At 70.5% G+C, this 19,460-nt stretch carries 15 protein-coding genes; 8 read left to right on the top strand and 7 right to left on the bottom strand.

The genetic code is table 11. The features are described 5' to 3' along the window. Positions 1–52 precede the first annotated feature (52 nt). The 5 genes from VGB24_RS15925 to VGB24_RS15905 form a co-directional block, all read right to left on the bottom strand. Positions 53–322 (bottom strand): hypothetical protein, encoded by a 270-nt coding sequence (locus VGB24_RS15925; protein ID WP_331073939.1) that lies wholly within the window; start codon positions 320–322, stop codon positions 53–55. A 290-nt stretch (positions 323–612) separates the two neighbouring features. Beyond that, the gene (locus VGB24_RS15920) at positions 613–2,256 is read right to left on the bottom strand and encodes a carbohydrate binding domain-containing protein (RefSeq protein ID WP_331073938.1); all 1,644 of its coding nucleotides are present in this window, start codon (positions 2,254–2,256) and stop codon (positions 613–615) included. Between the two features lie 299 nt (positions 2,257–2,555). Beyond that, complete coding sequence (gene ahcY, locus VGB24_RS15915; RefSeq protein WP_349263930.1) at positions 2,556–3,998, bottom strand: adenosylhomocysteinase; 1,443 nt, start codon at positions 3,996–3,998, stop codon at positions 2,556–2,558. Positions 3,999–4,526: 528 nt separating this feature from the next. Further along, complete coding sequence (locus tag VGB24_RS15910) at positions 4,527–5,477, bottom strand: metalloregulator ArsR/SmtB family transcription factor (RefSeq protein ID WP_331073936.1); 951 nt, start codon at positions 5,475–5,477, stop codon at positions 4,527–4,529. Positions 5,478–5,583: 106 nt separating this feature from the next. After that, the gene (locus VGB24_RS15905) at positions 5,584–6,030 is read right to left on the bottom strand and encodes a PCYCGC motif-containing (lipo)protein (RefSeq protein WP_331073935.1); all 447 of its coding nucleotides are present in this window, start codon (positions 6,028–6,030) and stop codon (positions 5,584–5,586) included. Between the two features lie 239 nt (positions 6,031–6,269). Between VGB24_RS15905 and VGB24_RS15900 the strand changes: the two genes are divergently transcribed. The 3 genes from VGB24_RS15900 to VGB24_RS15890 all read left to right on the top strand — a co-directional run bounded on the left by VGB24_RS15900 (position 6,270) and on the right by VGB24_RS15890 (position 11,329). Continuing rightward, the gene (locus VGB24_RS15900) at positions 6,270–8,372 is read left to right on the top strand and encodes an acetate--CoA ligase family protein (RefSeq protein WP_331073934.1); all 2,103 of its coding nucleotides are present in this window, start codon (positions 6,270–6,272) and stop codon (positions 8,370–8,372) included. Between the two features lie 533 nt (positions 8,373–8,905). Then, positions 8,906–9,037: a hypothetical protein gene (locus VGB24_RS15895; protein ID WP_331073933.1), complete on the top strand. Its 132-nt coding sequence runs from the start codon at positions 8,906–8,908 to the stop codon at positions 9,035–9,037. A 237-nt stretch (positions 9,038–9,274) separates the two neighbouring features. Beyond that, positions 9,275–11,329, top strand: coding sequence for a putative bifunctional diguanylate cyclase/phosphodiesterase (locus tag VGB24_RS15890; RefSeq protein ID WP_331073932.1), 2,055 nt, complete (start codon positions 9,275–9,277; stop codon positions 11,327–11,329). 76 nt (positions 11,330–11,405) lie between these two features. Here the strand turns inward: VGB24_RS15890 and VGB24_RS15885 are convergent, their stop codons facing one another. Beyond that, a complete protein-coding gene (locus VGB24_RS15885) occupies positions 11,406–12,206 on the bottom strand; it encodes a hypothetical protein (RefSeq protein ID WP_331073931.1) in 801 nt (266 codons plus the stop codon). Positions 12,207–12,319: 113 nt separating this feature from the next. Between VGB24_RS15885 and VGB24_RS15880 the strand changes: the two genes are divergently transcribed. The 3 genes from VGB24_RS15880 to VGB24_RS15870 all read left to right on the top strand — a co-directional run bounded on the left by VGB24_RS15880 (position 12,320) and on the right by VGB24_RS15870 (position 14,841). Continuing rightward, positions 12,320–12,901, top strand: coding sequence for a hypothetical protein (locus VGB24_RS15880; protein WP_331073930.1), 582 nt, complete (start codon positions 12,320–12,322; stop codon positions 12,899–12,901). 70 nt (positions 12,902–12,971) lie between these two features. Then, complete coding sequence (locus tag VGB24_RS15875; protein WP_331073929.1) at positions 12,972–14,228, top strand: metal-dependent hydrolase family protein; 1,257 nt, start codon at positions 12,972–12,974, stop codon at positions 14,226–14,228. A gap of 85 nt (positions 14,229–14,313) precedes the next feature. Beyond that, positions 14,314–14,841 (top strand): DUF1648 domain-containing protein, encoded by a 528-nt coding sequence (locus VGB24_RS15870; protein WP_331073928.1) that lies wholly within the window; start codon positions 14,314–14,316, stop codon positions 14,839–14,841. A gap of 90 nt (positions 14,842–14,931) precedes the next feature. Here the strand turns inward: VGB24_RS15870 and VGB24_RS15865 are convergent, their stop codons facing one another. Next, complete coding sequence (locus tag VGB24_RS15865; protein ID WP_331073927.1) at positions 14,932–15,204, bottom strand: hypothetical protein; 273 nt, start codon at positions 15,202–15,204, stop codon at positions 14,932–14,934. Positions 15,205–15,506: 302 nt separating this feature from the next. Here VGB24_RS15865 and VGB24_RS15860 point away from each other — a divergent pair, with 302 nt between their 5' ends. Together VGB24_RS15860 and VGB24_RS15855 are read left to right on the top strand one after the other, a co-directional pair. Then, complete coding sequence (locus tag VGB24_RS15860) at positions 15,507–18,119, top strand: BamA/TamA family outer membrane protein (RefSeq protein ID WP_331073926.1); 2,613 nt, start codon at positions 15,507–15,509, stop codon at positions 18,117–18,119. Positions 18,120–18,302: 183 nt separating this feature from the next. Further along, positions 18,303–19,331, top strand: coding sequence for a sulfotransferase domain-containing protein (locus VGB24_RS15855; protein WP_331073925.1), 1,029 nt, complete (start codon positions 18,303–18,305; stop codon positions 19,329–19,331). The last annotated feature ends 129 nt before the right edge of the window (positions 19,332–19,460 follow it).

Genomic DNA, 19,460 nt, shown 5'->3' with positions numbered 1-19,460 from the left:
CGTTCCGGCGGTCCCCGGGAGTCATCCTCCGGGACCTGTCAGTGGCTGCGTCTCACCTCCCGTAGCGCACCACCCGATGCCGGGCGGGAGCCATGACCATCCGCCGGGGCCGCACCGCGGTGCGAACCAGCCCCAAGGTAAGCAGCACCAGCGCAAGCGTGGCGGCCGCGACTTCGGGGCGCCCCAGCAGCAGCGCCAGGAGGCAGGCCGCGAGAAGGGGTGAGGCGTGAAGGAAGGTGATCGACCACAGGTTCGCGCGGGAGGTGCTCTTTCCGCGCCGGGCCTGGGCCACGAGCCACTGCAGGCGTTCTCGGTCGTCCATCGTTCGGGTTGTGCTGCCGGCGCGCGGTCCGCGGCGCGACTGGTGGGTCGGCGCCCCGCCGGCGGTCATTTCTGCAGCCCGGGATCGTCCCGGCTGTCGTGGACCGCAGCGGATCCGCGGGCGTTCGCCGCGGATCCTCCGTCTCCCGCGCCCAAACGGGCCGCGGGGGACGGAACTGGTGCCCCGATCCCGCGGTGCGGGTTCGGGGCACCCTGATTGTAATCACGCAGCGCGCCGCGCGCCAGCGCCCCGGCGGACCGGGGCGAAGACGCGGCCGCGCCCTTGGCCGATCAGGTCCAGGGCCGGTCCTGCACCAGGCGGAACTGGTCCAGCCGGAACCACTTCGCCGTGCTCTGCGGCGAGAAGCTGATCCCCCACACCTCCGTGAGCGTCAACCCGTCGTTGGGCGTGGCGGCGTGCGGCTGCCAGCTGCCGCGGGTGAAGGCCGTCCACGGGACGTCGATGTAGCGCCACCCGATGAAGTTGTCGCGGAAGCTGAAGACCCACCGCTCGGCGGTGTCCACGCCCTGGTACGCCGGGTCGGCGCTCTTGTTGTCCTGCAGCTCCACGGTGATCACCACCCCTTGGCCGCTGTTCAGGTCGCGCCCGTTGCCGTAGTACCAGAACCCGATGCCCTCGGTGTTCCCGATGGCCGTGCGCGTCTTCCAGTTCTGCGCCGACGAGTACCATCGGCCCACGCCGCCCCAGCCGGCTGACGCAATGTTGTAGTCCACCCGCAGCCCCAGCCCCTCGTCGACCGCCGTGCCCGTGTAGGCCATCCACGACGGCGGCACGCTCCGCGTCAGGGTGCTCCCGCCGCCCTGATAGGTGAACCAGCGAGTGAGGGCGTCGGTGTCGAAGTTGTCGATCACCTCCTTGCCGGTGTTCATCTCGGTGTTGACGTTCTGGAACAGGATCGTGTAGTGCCGCGCCCGGTCCAGGTAGCAGGCCGCCTCCCGCCGGATGTCGAGGCTGTCGCGCGGGCCCGCGCTGGCGGGCTTCAGGCACGGGCCGGAGAGGGCGTCGGCCTTGAGCTGGTTGGCCCAGTTGGCGCCGTACTTGATCAGCTGCTTTTCCACCCAGGGATAGCCGCGGTTGTAGCTGACGGCCACCAGGTCGAACATCTCGGTCTCGGTGGGCGCGCGTCCGAACACGGTCACCGCCAGTGCCGCGTACGAGGTGTCCTTCGGCGAGAAGGCCAGCCGGCTGTCCGACGGACGCCACCACGAATGCCTGCCGTTGCCCCACGTGACCTTGTGGGTGCCCTTCCACACGTTCTCGATCTGCTTCAGGTGGTACACCATCGCCCGCGTGGTCTTGAGCGGGTCGCTGAAGTACCACTGCGAAAGCGCCACGGAATCGGTGGGGTTGGCCGGCGAGCGCGAGTAGCCGTTGGTGGCGGCGTACGCGGGATGCACCTGCGGCTTCATCCAGGCGAAATCGGGGTGCTCGTCGATGTGCTGGATCAGCGCGCCGTCGGAGGTGGGGCCCATCTGCGCGTAGCCGTACGTAACGCCGCCCCCCTCGAAGGTGTGGGGGTTCAGCCCGCTTTCCATCACCAGCAGCGCCGCCACGAACGACGGGTTCACGTTGAGCCGCGTATCCGCCGCCCACGCCTTGATGGAATCGTCGACGGCGCCCTCGTAGAAGGCGTTGTACATGGGCCACTCGTCGTCGTCGAACATCAGGTAGGCGTTGAGGGAGTCGGTGCTCACCCGCGACGCCGTGGTGAACGAGCGGCGGTACGCCCAGCCGAGCGACTTGTTGCCGTTGGAGTACAGCCGGGGCTGCGGGTCGGGAGCCACGGCGCCGGAGAACCGCGGCCCGGCGCCCGGCTCGACGGCCGTGGCGACGGGATCCACGATCCCTTCGTCGGTGCATGCGGAAAGGATCGCGGCCGCGAGGGCCAGCGGAAGGAGGGAGCGACGCACCATGGTTGCCTCCTGCAGGCAAAACGTTGTCCCGGACCCCGCCGGCCGGATCTGCCGATCGGGCGCGCTCTCCAGGGAGCGCGTGGTCCGGGCGGCAAGTGCAATCGCGATGCCCGCAAATCGATAAGATGACACACTTTACATAACCAAACGCAAATGCCTGTTTAGCGCGGTCCACCCTCGCCGTCCCACAGAAAAGGCGGGGCGAGGGATCGCTCCCCCGCCCCGCCGCGATCAGCCATCCGTTCGTGCGTAGTTGCTTCCGCACTCACGCACTCACGCACTCACGCACTCACGCACGGTTAGTAGCGGTAGTGGTCCGGCTTGTAGGGCCCTTCCACCGGCACGCCGATGTACTCGGCCTGCTTGGGCGACAGCTGGGTGAGCTTTACGCCCAGCTTGTCCAGGTGCAGGCGCGCCACCTTTTCGTCGAGCTTCTTGGGAAGCACGTACACCTTCTTCTCGTACGCCGAGTTGTTGGTGTGCAGCTCGATCTGCGCCATCACCTGGTTGGTGAACGACGCCGACATCACGAACGAGGGGTGGCCCGTGGCGCAGCCCAGGTTCAGCAGGCGGCCCTCGGCCAGCATCATCACGCTGTGCCCGTCGGGGAAGACGAACTCGTCGTACTGCGGCTTGATGTTGATGCGCTCGATGCCGCCGCGCTTCTTAAGGCCGGCCATGTCGATCTCGTTGTCGAAGTGGCCGATGTTGCCCACGATGGCCTTGTCCTTCATGCGGGCCATGTCGTCCACCGTGATGATGTCCTTGTTGCCGGTGGCCGTGATGAAGATGTCGGCCGTTTCCAGTACCGCGTCGAGCGTGGTGACCTGGTAGCCCTCCATCGCCGCCTGCAGGGCGCAGATGGGATCGATCTCGGTGATGATCACGCGGGCGCCCTGGCCCTTGAGCGCCTGCGCGCAGCCCTTGCCCACGTCGCCGTAGCCGCAGATGACGGCCACCTTGCCAGCCAGCATCACGTCGGAGGCGCGCAGGATGCCGTCGGTGAGCGAGTGGCGGCAGCCGTACAGGTTGTCGAACTTCGACTTCGTCACGGAGTCGTTGACGTTGATGGCCGGGAACAGCAGGGTTCCCGCGTTCATCATCTCGTACAGGCGGTGCACGCCCGTGGTCGTTTCTTCCGACACGCCGCGAAGCTCGGCGGCGATGCGCGTCCAGCGGCCGGGCTCGCTGGCGATGGTGCTGCGCAGCGTGTCGAGGATAATGCCCCACTCCTCGGGCTCGTTCTCGGCGTCGAAGCCCGGGATGACGCCGGAGGCCTCGTACTCCACGCCCTTGTGCACGAGCAGCGTGGCGTCGCCGCCGTCGTCGAGCAGCAGGTTGGGGCCGCTGCCGTCGGGCCAGATCAGCGCCTGCTCGGTGCACCACCAGTACTCCTCGAGCGTCTCGCCCTTCCAGGCGTACACGGGCACGCCCTGCGGATCGGTCTCCGTGCCGCTCTTGCCGACGACCACGGCGGCCGCGGCGTGGTCCTGCGTGCTGAAGATGTTGCACGACACCCAGCGCACGTCGGCGCCCAGCTCCACCAGCGTCTCGATGAGGACGGCGGTCTGCACGGTCATGTGCAGCGAGCCCATGATTTTGGCGCCGGCGAGCGGGTTCTTGCCGCGGTACTCGGCGCGCAGGGCCATCAGGCCGGGCATCTCGTGCTCGGCCAGGCGGATCTCCTTGCGGCCGAAGTCGGCCAGGGAGATGTCGGCCACCTTGAAGGGCTCGCGGCCCATCTCGCGGGCGGCGGTGAAGGGGTTGCTGGTAAGTTCGGCGACTGCGCTCACGTAAGCTCCAGGGAACAGGGAATGGGGAAAAGGGGATAGCCGGATCGGCCATCGTTCACGTTTTACTACTCGACCACAGGGGGGGCCTGTCATCCTGAGGCCCAGGCGCACTGCACACCGGCTCCACGCGGGCGGATCTGTCATCCTGAGGCCCAGGCGCACCTCACCGGCCCGTACACCAATCCTCGCGGGCCGAAGGATCTTGCCTGAACCACTTCCCAGCTTGGGCGCGGCAGCGACTCCAAATTCTGGAACTCGGATCGCCGCAGTCGAGGCTCGGGATCCCGGGCTATGGGTCGGCCGCCACCCTGCACGGGCGAATGAATTCGCTGCAACGACCACACGATGTCCACCTTCGTGGACTGCCTGCTCTCGTGCGCGTTCGCCTGTGCGGCGCGCCCGCACTTCCGCACTTCCGCACTTCCGCACTCACGCACTCACGCACTCACGCACTCACGCACTCACGCACTCACGCACTCACGCACTTCCCCGTCGTGCGCTCGCCGCGAAGAGCGTGGGGCCCTTGGCCGCCGGGTCCGGCGGCAGGGGGACGTAGCGAAAGGCCGTCAGCCCCGCGTCCGCCATCCATCCACCCAGCCGCTCCGCCTCGAAGCCCTGCCACACGTGGCCCATCGCCTGGCGGTACTCCTCGCGGTCGTGCGGCATCATGTCCACCACCAGCAGCCGGCCCCCGGGCTTCAGCGCGCGGGCGGCCTGGGCCAGGGCGTCCGCGGGCTCCGCGACGTAGTGCAGCACCAGGAACGCCACCGCCGCGTCCAGCGTGCCCGAGTCGATGGGCAGCGACTCCAGCTCGCCCTCGCGCACCTCCACGTTGGGCGTGCCGGCCAGGCGGGCGCGGGCGGCTTCGAGCATGGCCGGCGAGCCGTCGACCGCGATCACCCGGGCCACGAACGGGGCCAGCGAGGCCGCCATCTGCCCCGTTCCGCATCCCAGGTCGCCCACCGTCCACGCCTCGTCCACCAGGCCGAGAAGGCCCAGGAGATCCGCCCGCCGGCCGAACAGGTCCGCCCGCAGCCGGTCCCACTCGCCCGCCGCAGAGGAGAAGAACTCGCGCGACCGGGTGCTGCGCTGGGCCAGCACGCTCCGCAGCCGCTCCGCGTCCTGCGCGGCCCCGGCCAGCCCGGCCACCTCGCGGCGGACCAACTGCCAGAGCTGCCGCGCGTCGGCGTCCAGCCGGTCGGCGGGCATCCGGTAGCGGCGGCTGGTGCCCTCGGCCCGCGCGCTCACCCATCCCTCGTCGCCCAGCAGCTTCAGGTGCCGGCTGACCGTGCTCTGCGGAAGCTGAAGCACCTGGCACAGCTCGCCCACCGTCAGCTCGTGCCGCTCCAGCACCAGCAGCAGCCGGCTGCGCGTGGCATCGGCCAGGGCCGACATGCGATCGAAGATCGCGGGGGCGGAAGCGCTCATCTATCCGTTCATCCGGCTGGAAAGATATATCCAATCGGGTCCGCACGCAAGCGAGCCCCGCGAATCGATCTCGCGGGGCTCGCAACAGAGGGACGACGACGGGCGATCAGTCGCCGTAGCGGTCGTCGATCGCCTTGCGGATCTCCTCCAGCGACTTGCCGTCGGCGTGCATCTCGCCGGCCATCTTCGCCTCGTTCTGGCAGATGCCGCAGGTGGTGGCCATCCGGTTCTCGAAGCACTCCAGCAGCGAGCGAAGCTCGTCGCGCTCGTGGCAGTCGCAGTGGCAGTACAGGGCGTCTAGGATGGACGGAATCCGCGCCGCGATGGTGTACGCCTCGCGGGCGCTGCTGGGCACCTCCTCGCCTTTGAGCACGCCCTGCCCCGAGATGCCCTCCCGCGGGGCCGGGTGATGCCCGCGCGCCTCCGCCCGCCCGTGATGATGCCCGTGGTCCTGCGCCCGCGCCGCGTCCGGCACCAGTGCGCACAGGAGCAGCGCGGCGAGCACCGCGGGGGCGCGAACGAACGCGCGGAGGGTGGAAGCGATGGTCGGCATTGGACTTCGGAAAGGTCAGGGTACGCGTGGATAATAACGTCTCGCGCTCGTTTCGCCCACTCCGCGGGGAAGATCCGCCACGCCGCCGTGTTGTAGTCGCCCATTCCGCCCAGGTTCCCTCGCCAGGGTCCGTCCCTCGTCGAGCCGACCTTGGTGCCCCGCCCCCCGCCGCGTAGATTGCCGCCTCGAAGCGGATCCATACTTCCGCGCCTCACGCACCGACGCACTCCCGCACCGTCTTGCTCGACGCCGTTCTCCGCCCCCGCTCCATCGCCGTCATCGGCGCGAGCCGAAAGCCGAACACCATCGGCTACCAGATCCTGGAAAACCTGGTGCGCCACGGGTTCAGCGGGGCCGTCTATCCCGTGAATCCCACGGCCGCCTCGGTGCACTCCATCCGCGCGTACCCGTCCGTGGACGCCATTCCCGACGAGGTGGACCTGGCGCTGATCGTGGTCCCCAAGCAGCACGTGCTCGGCGCCGCCGAGGCGTGCGGGCGCAAGGGAATCAAGGGGCTGGTGGTGATCTCGGCCGGCTTCGCGGAAATCCGGGGCGCGGGGATCGAGCGGCAGAACGCGCTGATGGAGATCGTGCGCCGCTACGGGATGCGGCTGGTGGGCCCCAACTGCATGGGCGTGCTGAACACGGCGCCGGGGGTGTCGATGAACGCCACCTTCGCGCCCACGATGCCCCCCGCCGGACCGGTGTCGTTCATGAGCCAGTCGGGCGCGATGGGCGTCACCATCCTCGATTATGCGAAGGAGTACGGCATCGGCATCTCGCAGTTCGTTTCCGTCGGCAACAAGCCCGACGTCAGCGGCAACGACCTGATCCAGTACTGGGCCGGCGACGAGCGGACGGGCGTGATCCTGATGTACCTGGAGAACTTCGGAAACCCGCGCCGCTTCACGCAGCTTGCCCGCGAGATCACGCGGAAGAAGCCGATCATCGCCGTGAAGTCCGGCCGATCCCGCGCCGGGGCGCGCGCCGCTTCGTCCCACACGGGCGCGCTGGCGGGCACCGATGCCGCCACGGACGCGCTGCTTCGCCAGTGCGGGGTGATCCGCGTGGACACGGTGGAGGAGATGTTCGACCTGGCGATGGCCTTCAGCCACCAGCCGATCCCGCGCGGCAACCGCGTGGCCATCGTCACCAACGCGGGCGGCCCCGGGATCATCATCGCCGACGCGTGCGAGGCGCACGGGCTGGCGGTGACGGAGCTGACGGAAGAGACGCGCGCCACGCTCGCCGCGCACTTTCCGGAGGAGGCGTCGCTGGCCAACCCCGTCGACATGATCGCCAGCGCCACGGCGCAGAGCTATCGGATCGCCGTGGAGGCGGTGCTGGCCGACCCCAACGTGGACGCGGTGATCGCCACGTTCGTCCCGCCGCTGGGCGTGCGCCAGGAAGACGTGGCGGAGGCCATCGTGTCCGTGGCCGGCGGCAGCGAGAAGCCGGTGATGGCCGTGCTGATGGGGCGCGAGGGGCTGCCGCAGGGGTTGGCCGAGCTGAACGCGGCCGGCATTCCCGGCTACCGCTTTCCCGAGTCCGCCGCCCGCGCGCTGGCCGCCATGTACCGGCAGCGGGAGTGGCTGGAGCGTCCCGTGGGGAAGGTGCGCGCGTTCGACGTCGATCACCGCGCGGTCGCGGATATCATTGCCGCCGCCCGGGGCGAGGGGCGCGCGAAGCTGTCGGAGACGGAGGTGATGCGGGTGCTGGAGGCGTACGGCATTCCCGTAGCGCCACACCGCGTCGCGAGATCGGCGGACGAGGCGGCCCGGGCCGCCGGGGAGATCGGCTGGCCGGTGGTGCTGAAGGTCCTTTCGCCGAAGATCATCCACAAGTCCGACGTGGGCGGCGTGGTGGTGGGCGTGGAGGACGAGGCGGAGCTGCGCGCCGCGTATCAGCGGCTGACGACGGAGGTTCCGGAGCGCGCCGGCATCGACGCGGGCGAGGTGGACGGCGTGCTGGTGCAGAAGATGGTGTCGGGCGGCAAGGAAACCATCATCGGGATGACGCAGGACCCGCAGTTCGGCCCCGTGCTGATGTTCGGCCTTGGCGGGATCTACGTGGAGGCGCTCAAGGACGTGGCCTTTCGGGTGCAGCCGGTGACGGACGTGGACGCGGCCGAGATGGTGCGGTGCATCCGCGCGTTCCCGCTGCTGGAAGGCATCCGCGGCGAGCCCGCGTCGGACCTGGGCGCCATCGAGGAAGCCGTGCAGCGCGTCTCGAAGCTGGTGGCGGACCACGACGCCATCCGCGAGCTGGACGTGAACCCCTGGCTCGCCTTACCCGACGGCGGCGTGGCGGTGGACGGCCGCATCCGCATCTCGATCTCGTAGTTACATCCGCACTCACGCACCCGGTTCGATCGGCTCCGGCGCATTCCGCGGCTGCCCCCTCTCCCGGCCTCTCCCCCGCAAACTGCGCGGGAGAGAGGAGAATTCACTCCGGATGAGGCTGGGCGCCTCGCATGCCTTGGGAGCCCCCTCCCCCCGGCCCCCGTCCCCCGCTGCGCAGGGGAGGGGGAGACCTGAATCGCGCTCCGGCTGGCCACGCGCGATCGACTGGCTCCCTTTCCCCGCGCTGTTTGCGGGGGAAGGGTTGGGGATGGGGGGCGCCGGCCCGCGCACCGGGCCTGCCTTTCCAAACCTCAGCCCTGAAGTGTACCCCCCTCTCCCACGCTGTTTGTGGGAGAGGGTCGCACGCGTGTCGGCGCGGCGGGGTGAGGGCCCCAGCGGAGCAGAGGCACAGGCCGAGGAACTGTCGTATCAGCGCGGCGGCGTCAGGGCCCGCGCAGCCTAGCCGGACGGCGGCGCCCGGTGTATGTTGTGCGCCGACTTGCTGACCTGGGACAGAAACCTACGAGGGACATATGGCTGGCTGGGGCACGCTCTTCCGCAATATCGCCGTGTTCGGGCTGCTGGTGCTGGTGGTGTATTTCGTATGCCTGTGGATGATTCGCCTGGAAGACCGGCGCACCGCCCGCAAGGGCCCGCGGCTCTAAGCCCGTCATGGCCGGCGCCGCTTTTCCGCCGTTTGCACCGGGCGGGCGGCGCCTCCTTCACCGCTCCGCCCCGCATCAGCGCTGGCCCGCACGGGCCGGCGCTTTTGTCTTGTCGTGATTCGAATCATTGCGCTTCCCCACCCCCACGGCTAACCATTCAACGTACCCTCCGGTTGTTCCCCCGGATGTTGTCCGTTCGCGCGAGGGCGTGGACGGCGGCCCCTCACCCGCCCCGCCGTGACAGACCGCAGCGCCCGCAACCACACCGACTGGCCCCGGCTGGCGGCCCGCACCCTGGGTGTGCCGGCCGCGCTGCTGCTGTCGCGTGAGGCCGACGGCACGCAGGCGGAGCGCCCCCACGGCGACCCGTCGCTGCTGGTCGCGCTGCGGGCGGGGATGGACCGGGCGATGGCGTCCGCCGAACCGCAGGCCTCCGCCGGCGCGCTGGCCGTGCCGGTGCGGGACGCCGGCGGCACCGTGCTGGGCGCGCTGGCCGTGGCGGAACCCGGACGGGCGTGGAAGCAGCCGGAACTGGGGCTGCTGATGGAGCTGGCCGCGGGCGCGGCGGCCGAGCTCGCCGCCCGCGACGCCATGACGGCCCTGCGCGACAGCGAGGAGCGCTTCCGCGCCATGTTCGAGGGCGCCGCCATCGGCGTGCTGGTGGTGACCATGGACGGGCGCATCGTGCAGACCAACGCCGCCTACCGCGAGATGGTGCGCCTGGGCGAAAAGGAGCTGCACGGGCTGGAGTTCTGGAAGCTCAACCATCCCGACGACACCGACGGAAACCTGTCGCTGTTCCGCGACATGGCCGCCGGCCGGCGCAGCTCGTACCGGATGGAGAAGCGCTACCTGCTCCCCAGCGGCAGCACCATCTGGGTGCACCTGGCGGCGTCGGCGGTGCGCGACGGCGCGGGAAAGCCGCGGTTCTGCGTGGCGATGGTGGAAAACGTCACCGGCCGCAAGGCCGCCGAAGAGCGCCTGCGCCACGACGCCCTGCACGACGCGCTCACCGACCTTCCCAACCGCACCCTCTTCGGCACCCGGCTGGCCCAGGCCGCGGCGCGCACCGGCGACGACGGCGCCCCGCGGCCCTTCGCCGTGGTGTTCCTGGACCTGGAGCGCTTCAAGCTGGTCACCGACTCGCTGGGCCACCTGAAGGGCGACGAGCTGCTGCGGATCGTGGCGGCCCGGCTGCTGGCGTGCGTGGGCCCGGCCGACACGGTGGCGCGCTTCGGGGGCGACGAGTTCGTGCTGCTGCTGGACGGGGTGGGCGACGCCGCCGAGGCCGCGCGGCGCGCGGAGCAGATCCAGGCCGCGCTCTCGGCCCCCATCAGCCTGGGGGGATACGAGGTGTTCACCTCCGCCAGCATCGGCGTGGCGCTCTCGGCCGACGGGCAGGGGCACCCCGACGAGCTGCTGCGCAACGCCGACGCCGCCATGTACCACGCCCGCTCGCTGGGCGCCGAGCGCTTCGCCGTGTTCACGCGCTCCATGCACCACGAGTCGCTGCGGCGGCTTCAACTGGAGACGGACCTGCGGCAGGCCGTGCGGCGGGGCGAGTTCCGCCTGGTCTACCAGCCAATCGTGGAGCTGGCCACGGAGCGCACCGTGGGGTGGGAGGTGCTGGTGCGCTGGCACCACCCCGAGCGCGGGCTGGTGGGTCCGGTGGAGTTCATCGGGGTAGCCGAGGACACGGGGCTGATCGTGCCGCTGGGGCGCTGGGTGCTGCGCGAGGCCTGCCGGCAGCTGGCCGCGTGGGAGGCGGAGTACCCGGCGGACCAGCCGCGGTTCGTGTGCGTGAACCTGTCGGCCCGGCAGTTCGGCGACGCGCGCCTGCTGCAGGAGGTGGAGGCCGTCGTCGGCGAGCACGGGCTGCGCCCGGGCACCCTGAAGCTGGAGCTCACCGAAAGCACGGTGATGCGCGATCCCGACCAGGCCATCCCCCTGCTGGGCCGCTTTCGCGCGCTGGGCATTCCCATCTACCTGGACGACTTCGGCACCGGCTACTCGTCGCTCAGCCTGCTTCACCAGCTGCCGCTGGACGGGCTGAAGATCGACCGCTCCTTCGTGCAGCGCGCGGACGGCACGGCGGTGGTGCAGACCATCGTGGCCCTGGCCCGCAGCCTGGGCGTGGCCATCGTCGCGGAGGGGATCGAGGAGCCCGCGCAGTTCGCCGCCCTGCGGGCGATGGGGTGCGAGTACGGCCAGGGCTATCTCTTCGCGCGGCCGATGGACCCCGAGCAGGTGCCCGCCTCCCTCCTCCGCCCCATCGCCGCGGCCGCGTCCTGATCCGCCATCGCACGGACAACGAAAAGCGGGCGGAGACCGGTGTGGCCTCCGCCCGCTTCGCTCCCCCCTGGGGTGCTCAGAAGCGGAGCACCGAAATCATCACGCCAAGCGAAAGAGCGATGGAGAGGAGCATCGTCAGTGTGTAGTAGGCGAGCAGGAAGCCGACGAGGCGCAGGCCGGTTCGCACGCGGGTGGCGCCCGGGTACAGGCGGATGATGGCCGCGGAGATGTACCCGATCCCGGCCAGCTGTGCCGCGATCATGAAGGGCCACTTGCCCAGGAACGCCACGGGGATCAGCAGGATGCAGGTGATCCACAGGGAGTTCGTGACGCTGGCCATCATCAGCATGTGATCGCCGACCGGGCGCGACCGGTCCATCCGCCGCAACAGCGCCCCGAGGGGAATCAGCATCACCGCGCTGATCAGCGGCAGCAGCATGTTCATCCGCTGGCCGAAGCGCGCGTTCATCATCTCCGGCGAAATCCCGTGGCCGGCCGCCACCTTCGCCATCGTGGCAAGCTGCTCGGGGGTCGCCTGCGACGACAGCTCGAACGAGTGCGGCTGCACCGTCGTCAGCAGCAGGATGTACGCGCCCGCGAGCAGAAAGAACAGCCGGAAGGGCCGGACGTATCCCTCCTCGTTGTCACCGCGCACCGACTGCGCCACCTTCAAGGGGTGCAGCAGCAGGTCGCGGATGGTGCGCAGCGCGCTCCTGTCGACGCCGAACAGCTCGGAGGCGCCTTCCTTCAGCACCTCCACGGTCCGCGCGGGCGTGCCGTCGACGGCGCGGCCGCAGTCGCCGCAGAAACGTGTGGCGCTCATGGTGCCACAGGCGGGGCAGGCGCGCAGGCCGGGGATGGCGGCTGTGGTTTCCATCAGGGCAGGAAGATCGAGGATGGGTACGGCGGGTGCGCGGAATATCGCCAGAAAGCTTCGGATGCGGAAGCCCCCCGCACCGTGAACGGGGCCAACCACTTACGACGGCATCGATGAAAACGTTCTGTGCGCTCCTGGGCCTCGCCCTCCTCTCCACCGCGTGCGGCGGGGGCGGATCCGCCGCGGGCGACGCGGCCCCGGATACGCTCCTTTCCCCCGCCGAGACCCCGCCGGACACGGCGTCACCCCCGTCGCGGGACGCGCGGGGAAGGGTGATCTTCGATCCTGCCCGCGTGCAGGTGGGCGACACGGTGGCGGGAATGGTCGTGGAATCCAGGGACGTCGCGCAGTCCATGCCCGACGGCGAGTGGGTGGGCAGCGTGCGCTTCGCCGGGGAGATGACGGTGTCGGGGATCACCCGGGCGCACCCGGACGACCCCGACTCGCCCGCCCTCTGCTTCGAGCTGGACCGCGAATCGGCCGTTCGCCTGCCCCGCTTTTCGGGCGACGAGCGCATCGGCTGGTTCTGCTTCGAAGAGCCGGCGGAGGCGCGCCGGCTGCTGGGCGCCGCGCCGCCGAAGAAGGTGCGCGCCAGCATCGTCATCGACCGCTTCACCTACTCGTGGTCGCACTCCGACGTGGTGAACGAGGTGCGCCTGGCTCGCGTGGTGGTGAAGCAGAACGTGCGGCGCTGATCGTGCGCCACGGGCGCCACGGCGCTATCGTGTGCCGCCCGATGGACCGACTCCCGAATCCCGTGTTGCGATGCGAGCGCTGATCGTCCTTGCCCTGCTGCTGTTCGCCCGCGCCCTTCCCGCGCAGGGCACCACGCTGCTGCTGAGGGCCGACCGCGTGTTCGACGGCACCGCGGTGCACGAGGGCTGGGCCGTGCTGGTGCGCGACAGCCTGATCGTTTCCGCCGGGCCGGCCGCGCAGCTTCGTCCCCCGGCGGACGCGCAGGTGATCGACCTCCCCGGAACCACGCTGATGCCGGGGATGATCGAGGGGCACTCGCACCTGCTGCTGCATCCGTACAACGAGACGTCGTGGGACGACCAGGTGCTGCGCGAAAGCCAGTCTCTTCGCGTGGCCCGCGCCACGGTGCACGCCCGCGCCACGCTGATGGCCGGCTTCACCACCGCCCGCGACCTGGGCTCCGAGGGCGCCGGGTACGCCGACGTGGGGCTGAAGCAGGCCATCCAGCAGGGCATCATCCCGGGCCCGCGGCTGCTGGTGTCCGGCCCCGCCATCGTGGCGACGGGGGCCTACGGGCCGCGGGTGCTGGCGCCGGAGTTCCCGTCGCCCCGGGGCGCGCAGGAGGCGGACGGCGACGAGATCATCCGCGTGACGCGCGAGCAGATCGGCGGCGGGGCCGACTGGGTGAAGCTGTACGCCGACTATCGCTGGGGGCCGCGCGGAGCCACGGAGGCCACCTTCAGCCTGGACGAGCTGCGCCTGGCGGTGGAAACGGCCGGCGCCTCGGGGACGCCGGTCGTCGCGCACGCCTCCTCGCCCGAGGGAATGCGGCGCTCCATCCTGGCCGGCGTGGTGACCATCGAGCACGGCGACGGGGGAACGCCCGAGATCTTCCGGCTGATGCGGGAGCGGGGCGTGGCCCTCTGCCCCACCCTGGCCGCGGGCGACGCCGTGGCGCAGTACCGCGGCTGGCGGAAAGGGACCGATCCCGAGCCGGCGCGGATCACCACCAAGCGCGCCAGCTTCCGCCAGGCCCTGGACGCGGGCGTCACCATCTGCTTCGGCGGCGACTCGGGGGTGTTTCCGCACGGCGAGAACGCGCGCGAGCTGGAACTGATGGTGGACTACGGGATGCGCCCCATCGACGCGCTGCGCTCCGCCACGTCGGTGAACGCGCGCGTCCTGCGCCTGGCGGACCGCGGCGCCATCCGCGCCGGGCTGCTGGCGGACCTGGTGGCGGTCGCGGGCGATCCCACGCGCGCCATCGCCGTCACGCGCGACGTGCGCCTGGTGGTGCTGCACGGCAAGGTGGTGCGGCGCGACTGATCCCGGGTGGCGCCACCTTTTCGATCGCGGGCCCGTATCATCATCGCAGGGACGGACGAAACCAACCGCGATCCACGTACGAACGATGAACGAAAAGCCTCTCCGCCTGGCCGCCCTGGGACTGCTGGCCGCCCTCTACGTGGGGTCCGCGGCGGCGTATCCGCGCCTGCCGGCGCGCATTCCCATCCACTTCGACCTGGCCGGCAACCCCGACGGATGGGTCGGCACGTCGCTGCTCTCTTGGTTCCTGCTGCCGCTGATCGCCACCGCCATGGCCGGGTTTCTGTTCGTGATGGGCCGCGTGAGCGAGTACCGCCCCGAACTGTGGAACGTGCCGGAGAAGCCGCGGTTCCTTGCCCTTCCGGCGGAGGCGCGGGCGCCCATCGCGGCGCGGCTGCGAGCGTTCATGGCACTGATGGCGGTGGTGATCACGGCGGTGCTGGGCACCATCCAGGTGGAGGTGTTCCTCACCGCCACCGGGCGGGCGGCCCCGCCGTGGCTGATGACCGGCGCGACCGTCCTGATGGTGTTGGCCATCGGGGTGGCGGCGGTGCGGATGAACGGGCGGGTGGCGGCGGAGGTCCGCGAGGCGCACCGGCGGCTGCACGGCTGACGCGGGCGGCGGAAAACACACAGGAGCCCCGGCCGGTGACGGCGCGGGGCTCCTTGCATGGAAGGGTACTGCGATTCAAGCAGGCGCCGGTCAGGTCCGGACGCGCAGGCTCATGCGGGGCGCGCGGCCGCTGGAGGCCAGGTGCGCGTCGGGCGCATCGGCCTGGACCGTGACGGTCTCCAGCCGGCACGGCGCCGATTCGGTGCCGCAGGTGGAGAGCCCTTCCGCCGCGGGGGCGGCGGCCACGGCGTCGGCGCGCGCGGGACTCGCGCCGAGCGCCGACTCCAGCAGGGTGTACGCGGTCAGGGTAAGGACCAGCGTGGCGAACATGAAGCGCACGGAGCGCGAGAGCGTCTTGGTCATCGGTGCCTTCCAGGCGTGGGGTGAACGTCGCGTCATCGACTACGCACACTATGACGTAACTCAGGGCCAAAAAGTTTACCCGGGTTTGGTTAGACGAAGATTAACCCCGCCATTCCGCTGATCGCAGTGTGCGCCCACGGGGCGGGATGCGGGGACGCAACTCCCTGCCGCCGCCCCACTTGCGAGCACCGGAGCGACGCGGCATTCAACGTGCAAGCGACCATGAAGCGATCGACAGCTTCGGGCTTCGCGCGGCCGCGTACGGGCATGGCGCGCGCAGGGCCCGCCCTACACGACAGCAGATGGCCACTCGTTTCCGTTCGATCCTCGGCCTGCTCGCCGCCGTCGCCGCCCTGGTCGCGGCGCCCGCGGCGGCGCAGCCCGATTCCGTTACGGTGGTGGCCGGCGAGTGGTACGACGCCGGCCCTCTTCGCCGCGCGCTCTGGGGGCAGAACTACCGCCACCTGTGGACGCAGCCCGTACGCATTGAGGTGCTGGACCCCGACACCTTCGCCGGCGGCATCACCCCGCTGCGCGTGGGCGGCGACTTCGCCAGCAACACCCTGCACCTGCGCGGCCGCGACGGGCGCCGCTACGTGTTCCGCCCCCTGAACAAGAACGTGCGCAAGGGGCTGGGGCCGGAGTTCGAGGGCACCGTCATCGAGTGGATCGTGCAGGACCAGGTGAGTGCGTCCAACCCGGTCTCCCCCTCCATCACCTCGCCGCTGCTGCAGGCCGCGGGGATCCTTCACGCCCGGCCGCGGCTGGTGGTGATGAAGGGCGAGCCGTCCCTCGGCCGCTTCCGCGAGCAGTTCGACGGCGTGGTGGGGATGATCGAGGAGCGCCCCGACGAGAACCGCCCCGGCGGCGGCGATGACGACGAGGACGCCGAGGCGGGCGACGACGAGAACGAGGATGAAGGCGCGCGGATCGCCGGCCCGCCCTTCGCCGGCGCCGACAACGTCAAGGGTACCGACGAGTTCCTCAAGGACCTGGAAGACAATCCCACCGAGCGCCTGGACAGCCGCGAGTTCCTGGCGGCGCGCCTGCTCGACATCTTCGTCGGCGACTGGGACCGGCACGAAGACCAGTGGCGCTGGGCCGGCTTCCGCCGCGGCGGCCTCCGCGTGTGGCGCCCCATTCCCCGCGACCGCGACAACGCCTTCGTGGACCACGAGGGGCTGGTGCTGGAGCTGGCGCGCCGCGTCTTTCCCCGCCAGGTGCAGTTCGAGGGCGAGTACCCCAGCCTCACCGGGCTCACGCTGCAGGCCGAGCCGCTGGACCGGCGGCTCCTTTCGGACCTGCCGCGCGATGCGTGGGACTCCGTCGCCGTCGCGCTGCGGGCCCGGCTGACCGACGAGGTGATCGACCGCGCCGTGCGCGCCATGCCGCCCGAGCACCACGCGCTGGAGGGCGCCAGCATGCGCACGAAGCTGATCGAGCGGCGGCAGGCGCTGCCGGAGATCGCCCGGGCGTTCTACAAGCGCATCGCGCTGAACGTGGACGTGCACACCACCGACGCCCCCGAGGTGGCCGTCCTGGAGCGCATGGACGACGGCTCGCTGCAGGTGACCGTCACCGGCGCGGGACGCCCGGAGGAGCGCATCGTCAGCTTCCGGCGCCGCTTCGTGCCGGGCGAAACGGACGACGTGCGGCTGTACCTGCACGGGGGCGACGACCGCGCCGTGGTCCGCGGCCGGGGGCACGGCATCGGCATCCGGGTGATCGGCGGCGGGGGCGACGACGTGCTGGCCGACTCGTCCGGCTCCACCGGTGTGGCCTTCTACGACGACAAGGGCGACAACCAGTTCCTTCGCGGACGGGGGACGCAGGTATCCACCCGCGAGTGGGACCAGCCGGTGGACAGCAGCAGCATCACCGGCCGCCGCACCTATCGCGACTGGGGGTGGAGCTCGTCCGTCTTTTCCACCTACGTGGACTGGAAGCGCGGCGCGGGACCCGTGTTCGGCGGCGGGCCCAAGATGACCAAGTACGGCTTCCGCCGCGAGCCGTACGCGTGGAAGACGTGGCTGCGCGGCGCCTGGTCGCCGCTGGAGAACCGCTTCCTGCTGTCGTACACCGCGGAAGTGCATCCCGAAAACCGGCGGCACTGGTACACGCTCGACTCGTACGCGTCGGAGCTGGAGAACGTTCGCTTCTTCGGCTTCGGCAACGCCACGGAGCGCCCGGGCCCCAGCACCCTGTACGACACCTGGCTGCGGCAGGTGATGATCGCGCCGGCGCTGAACATTCCCTTCGCGGGGCGCGGCGAGCTGCAGATCGGCCCCGTCGCCAAGTGGACGGACCCGGAGGTGGAGGCGGGGAGCCCGCTGGACCTGGATGCGCCCCTGGGACTGGAGCCGTTCGGCCAGGTGGGGGCCCGCGCCGAGGCCGAGCTGGACCGCCGCGACGACGGCGCGTTTCCGCGCAGCGGGTGGCGGATGCGGGCGGGCGCCTCGGCCTACCCCGCCCTCTGGGACGCCTCGGGCGCGTTCGGCGAGGCGCACGCGGCGGCATCGGCGTACGTGTCGTTCGGCGTGGGGCCGGTGCTGGCCGTGCGCGCCGGCGGCAAGCGGGTGTGGGGCGACTTCCCCTTCCACGAGGCCGCGTTCCTGGGCGGCGGAAGCACCCTGCGCGGCCACACCGGCCAGCGCTTCGCGGGCGACCAGATGCTCTTCGGCGGGGCGGAGCTCCGGCAGCCGCTTTTCCGCGCCAACCTGGGGCTGCGCGGGACGTTCGGCGTGCTGGGGCTGGCGGATGCGGGACGGGTGTGGTACGACGGCCGCTCCCAGGGCAACTGGCACACGGCGGCGGGCGGGGGGGTGTTCTTCGCCGCCGCGGGGCAGGCGCTGACGCTGACGGTGGCCACGGGCGAGCGGACGAGCGTGAACCTGGGGTTCGGGCTGCCGTTCTAACGGGAGTCACCCCCGAATATCCCAGCGCTCGGGCGCGCGGGCGAGACCACGCGCGGGCGGGTGGACGGCGCACGAGATGTCAGGTATTATTAGTCAGTCTTCCTACTCTCGATTCCCGTACATCCACTGGCGCGCTCTCCGTTCGGGGATGTGCGCGGCACCCGCCAACAGGAAAACTCGCACATGGCCCGGATACCCCGCAAGATCCACGGCGCGCTCGTCGGCTCTACGGTGTCGCTGCTGCAGTCGATCGAGCGTACCGTTCTGAGGCCGCTCGTCATGAGGCTTCACGGCAAGATCGAGCGGGGGAAGCTCCTCCAGTACAACCTGGCCTACGACGGCTCTCCGGACGACATCTTCGTCGTCACGTACCCGAAGTCGGGTACGACGTGGCTCCAGATGATCGTGTACCAGCTTACCACCGATGGAGCGATGGACTTCGCTCACATCGACCAGGTGTCGCCCCACCTGGAAGAGACCCTGATGCCCAGGGGCCGGCACATCTCCGATCTTTCAGCTACACCGCGCGTCGTAAAGAGCCACCACCATTACCGCGACATTCCGAAGGGACCCGGGAAGTACATCTACGGCGTCCGCAACGGGCTCGACGTCGCCGTATCCTATTACCACCACGCCCGCACGTACTTTCCCGGGTGGAAGAATCGGCCGCTGAACGAATTCTTCGAAACGTTCATGAAGGGGCACATCCCCTACGGCAGCTGGTTCGCGCACGTCTCGGGGTGGCTCCGCAACGAGGAGCGCCTGAACGTGCTGATCGTCCATTACGAGGAGCTGAGCGCCGACCTGGAGACGGGGGTGAAGCGCATCGCGGACTTCTGCGGAATCACGATCGATCCCGCCGACATGCCCAGGATCCTGGAGCGGTGTTCCTTTGCCTTCATGCGTGAGCACGAACAGAAGTTCGCGCTCGAGGGGCGCAGGCCCCCGCCACCGGCCAAGACGACGCCCTTCATCCGCCAGGGGAAGGTCGGCGGATGGCAGCAGGACCTGGACCCACGGTTGGTGGGCGAGTTCCAGAAGGCGTGCGACGAACGGCTGCGCGGCTCCGGCGACGACCGGTTCCGGGTGCTGTCGGCCCGGAATGCCTGGCAGGGCGGGCCCGCCGCGCCTGTCCCCGCTTCCTCCAGCGCCCGGGAACTCGAAGCGGCGGCTGACGATGCGCCCCGCGTTCCGCTCGGCAGCGCGGGGTAGACGGCTCCAGACGCCGAGCATGCCGATGTAGCGGCAGGGGCGCGGCCGCCCGCGTCCGGATCGCGGTCACCCGGCCCGCGGCGTCGCCGGCGCTTCCTCCTGCCCGGGGAAACCTGATCGGCGGGGCGC

The sequence above is a fragment of the Longimicrobium sp. genome, from assembly GCF_036399935.1.
Lineage (GTDB): Bacteria > Gemmatimonadota > Gemmatimonadetes > Longimicrobiales > Longimicrobiaceae > Longimicrobium.
Note: the sequence above shows the minus strand (reverse complement) of the source record. Positions and strands in the feature narration are given on the sequence as shown.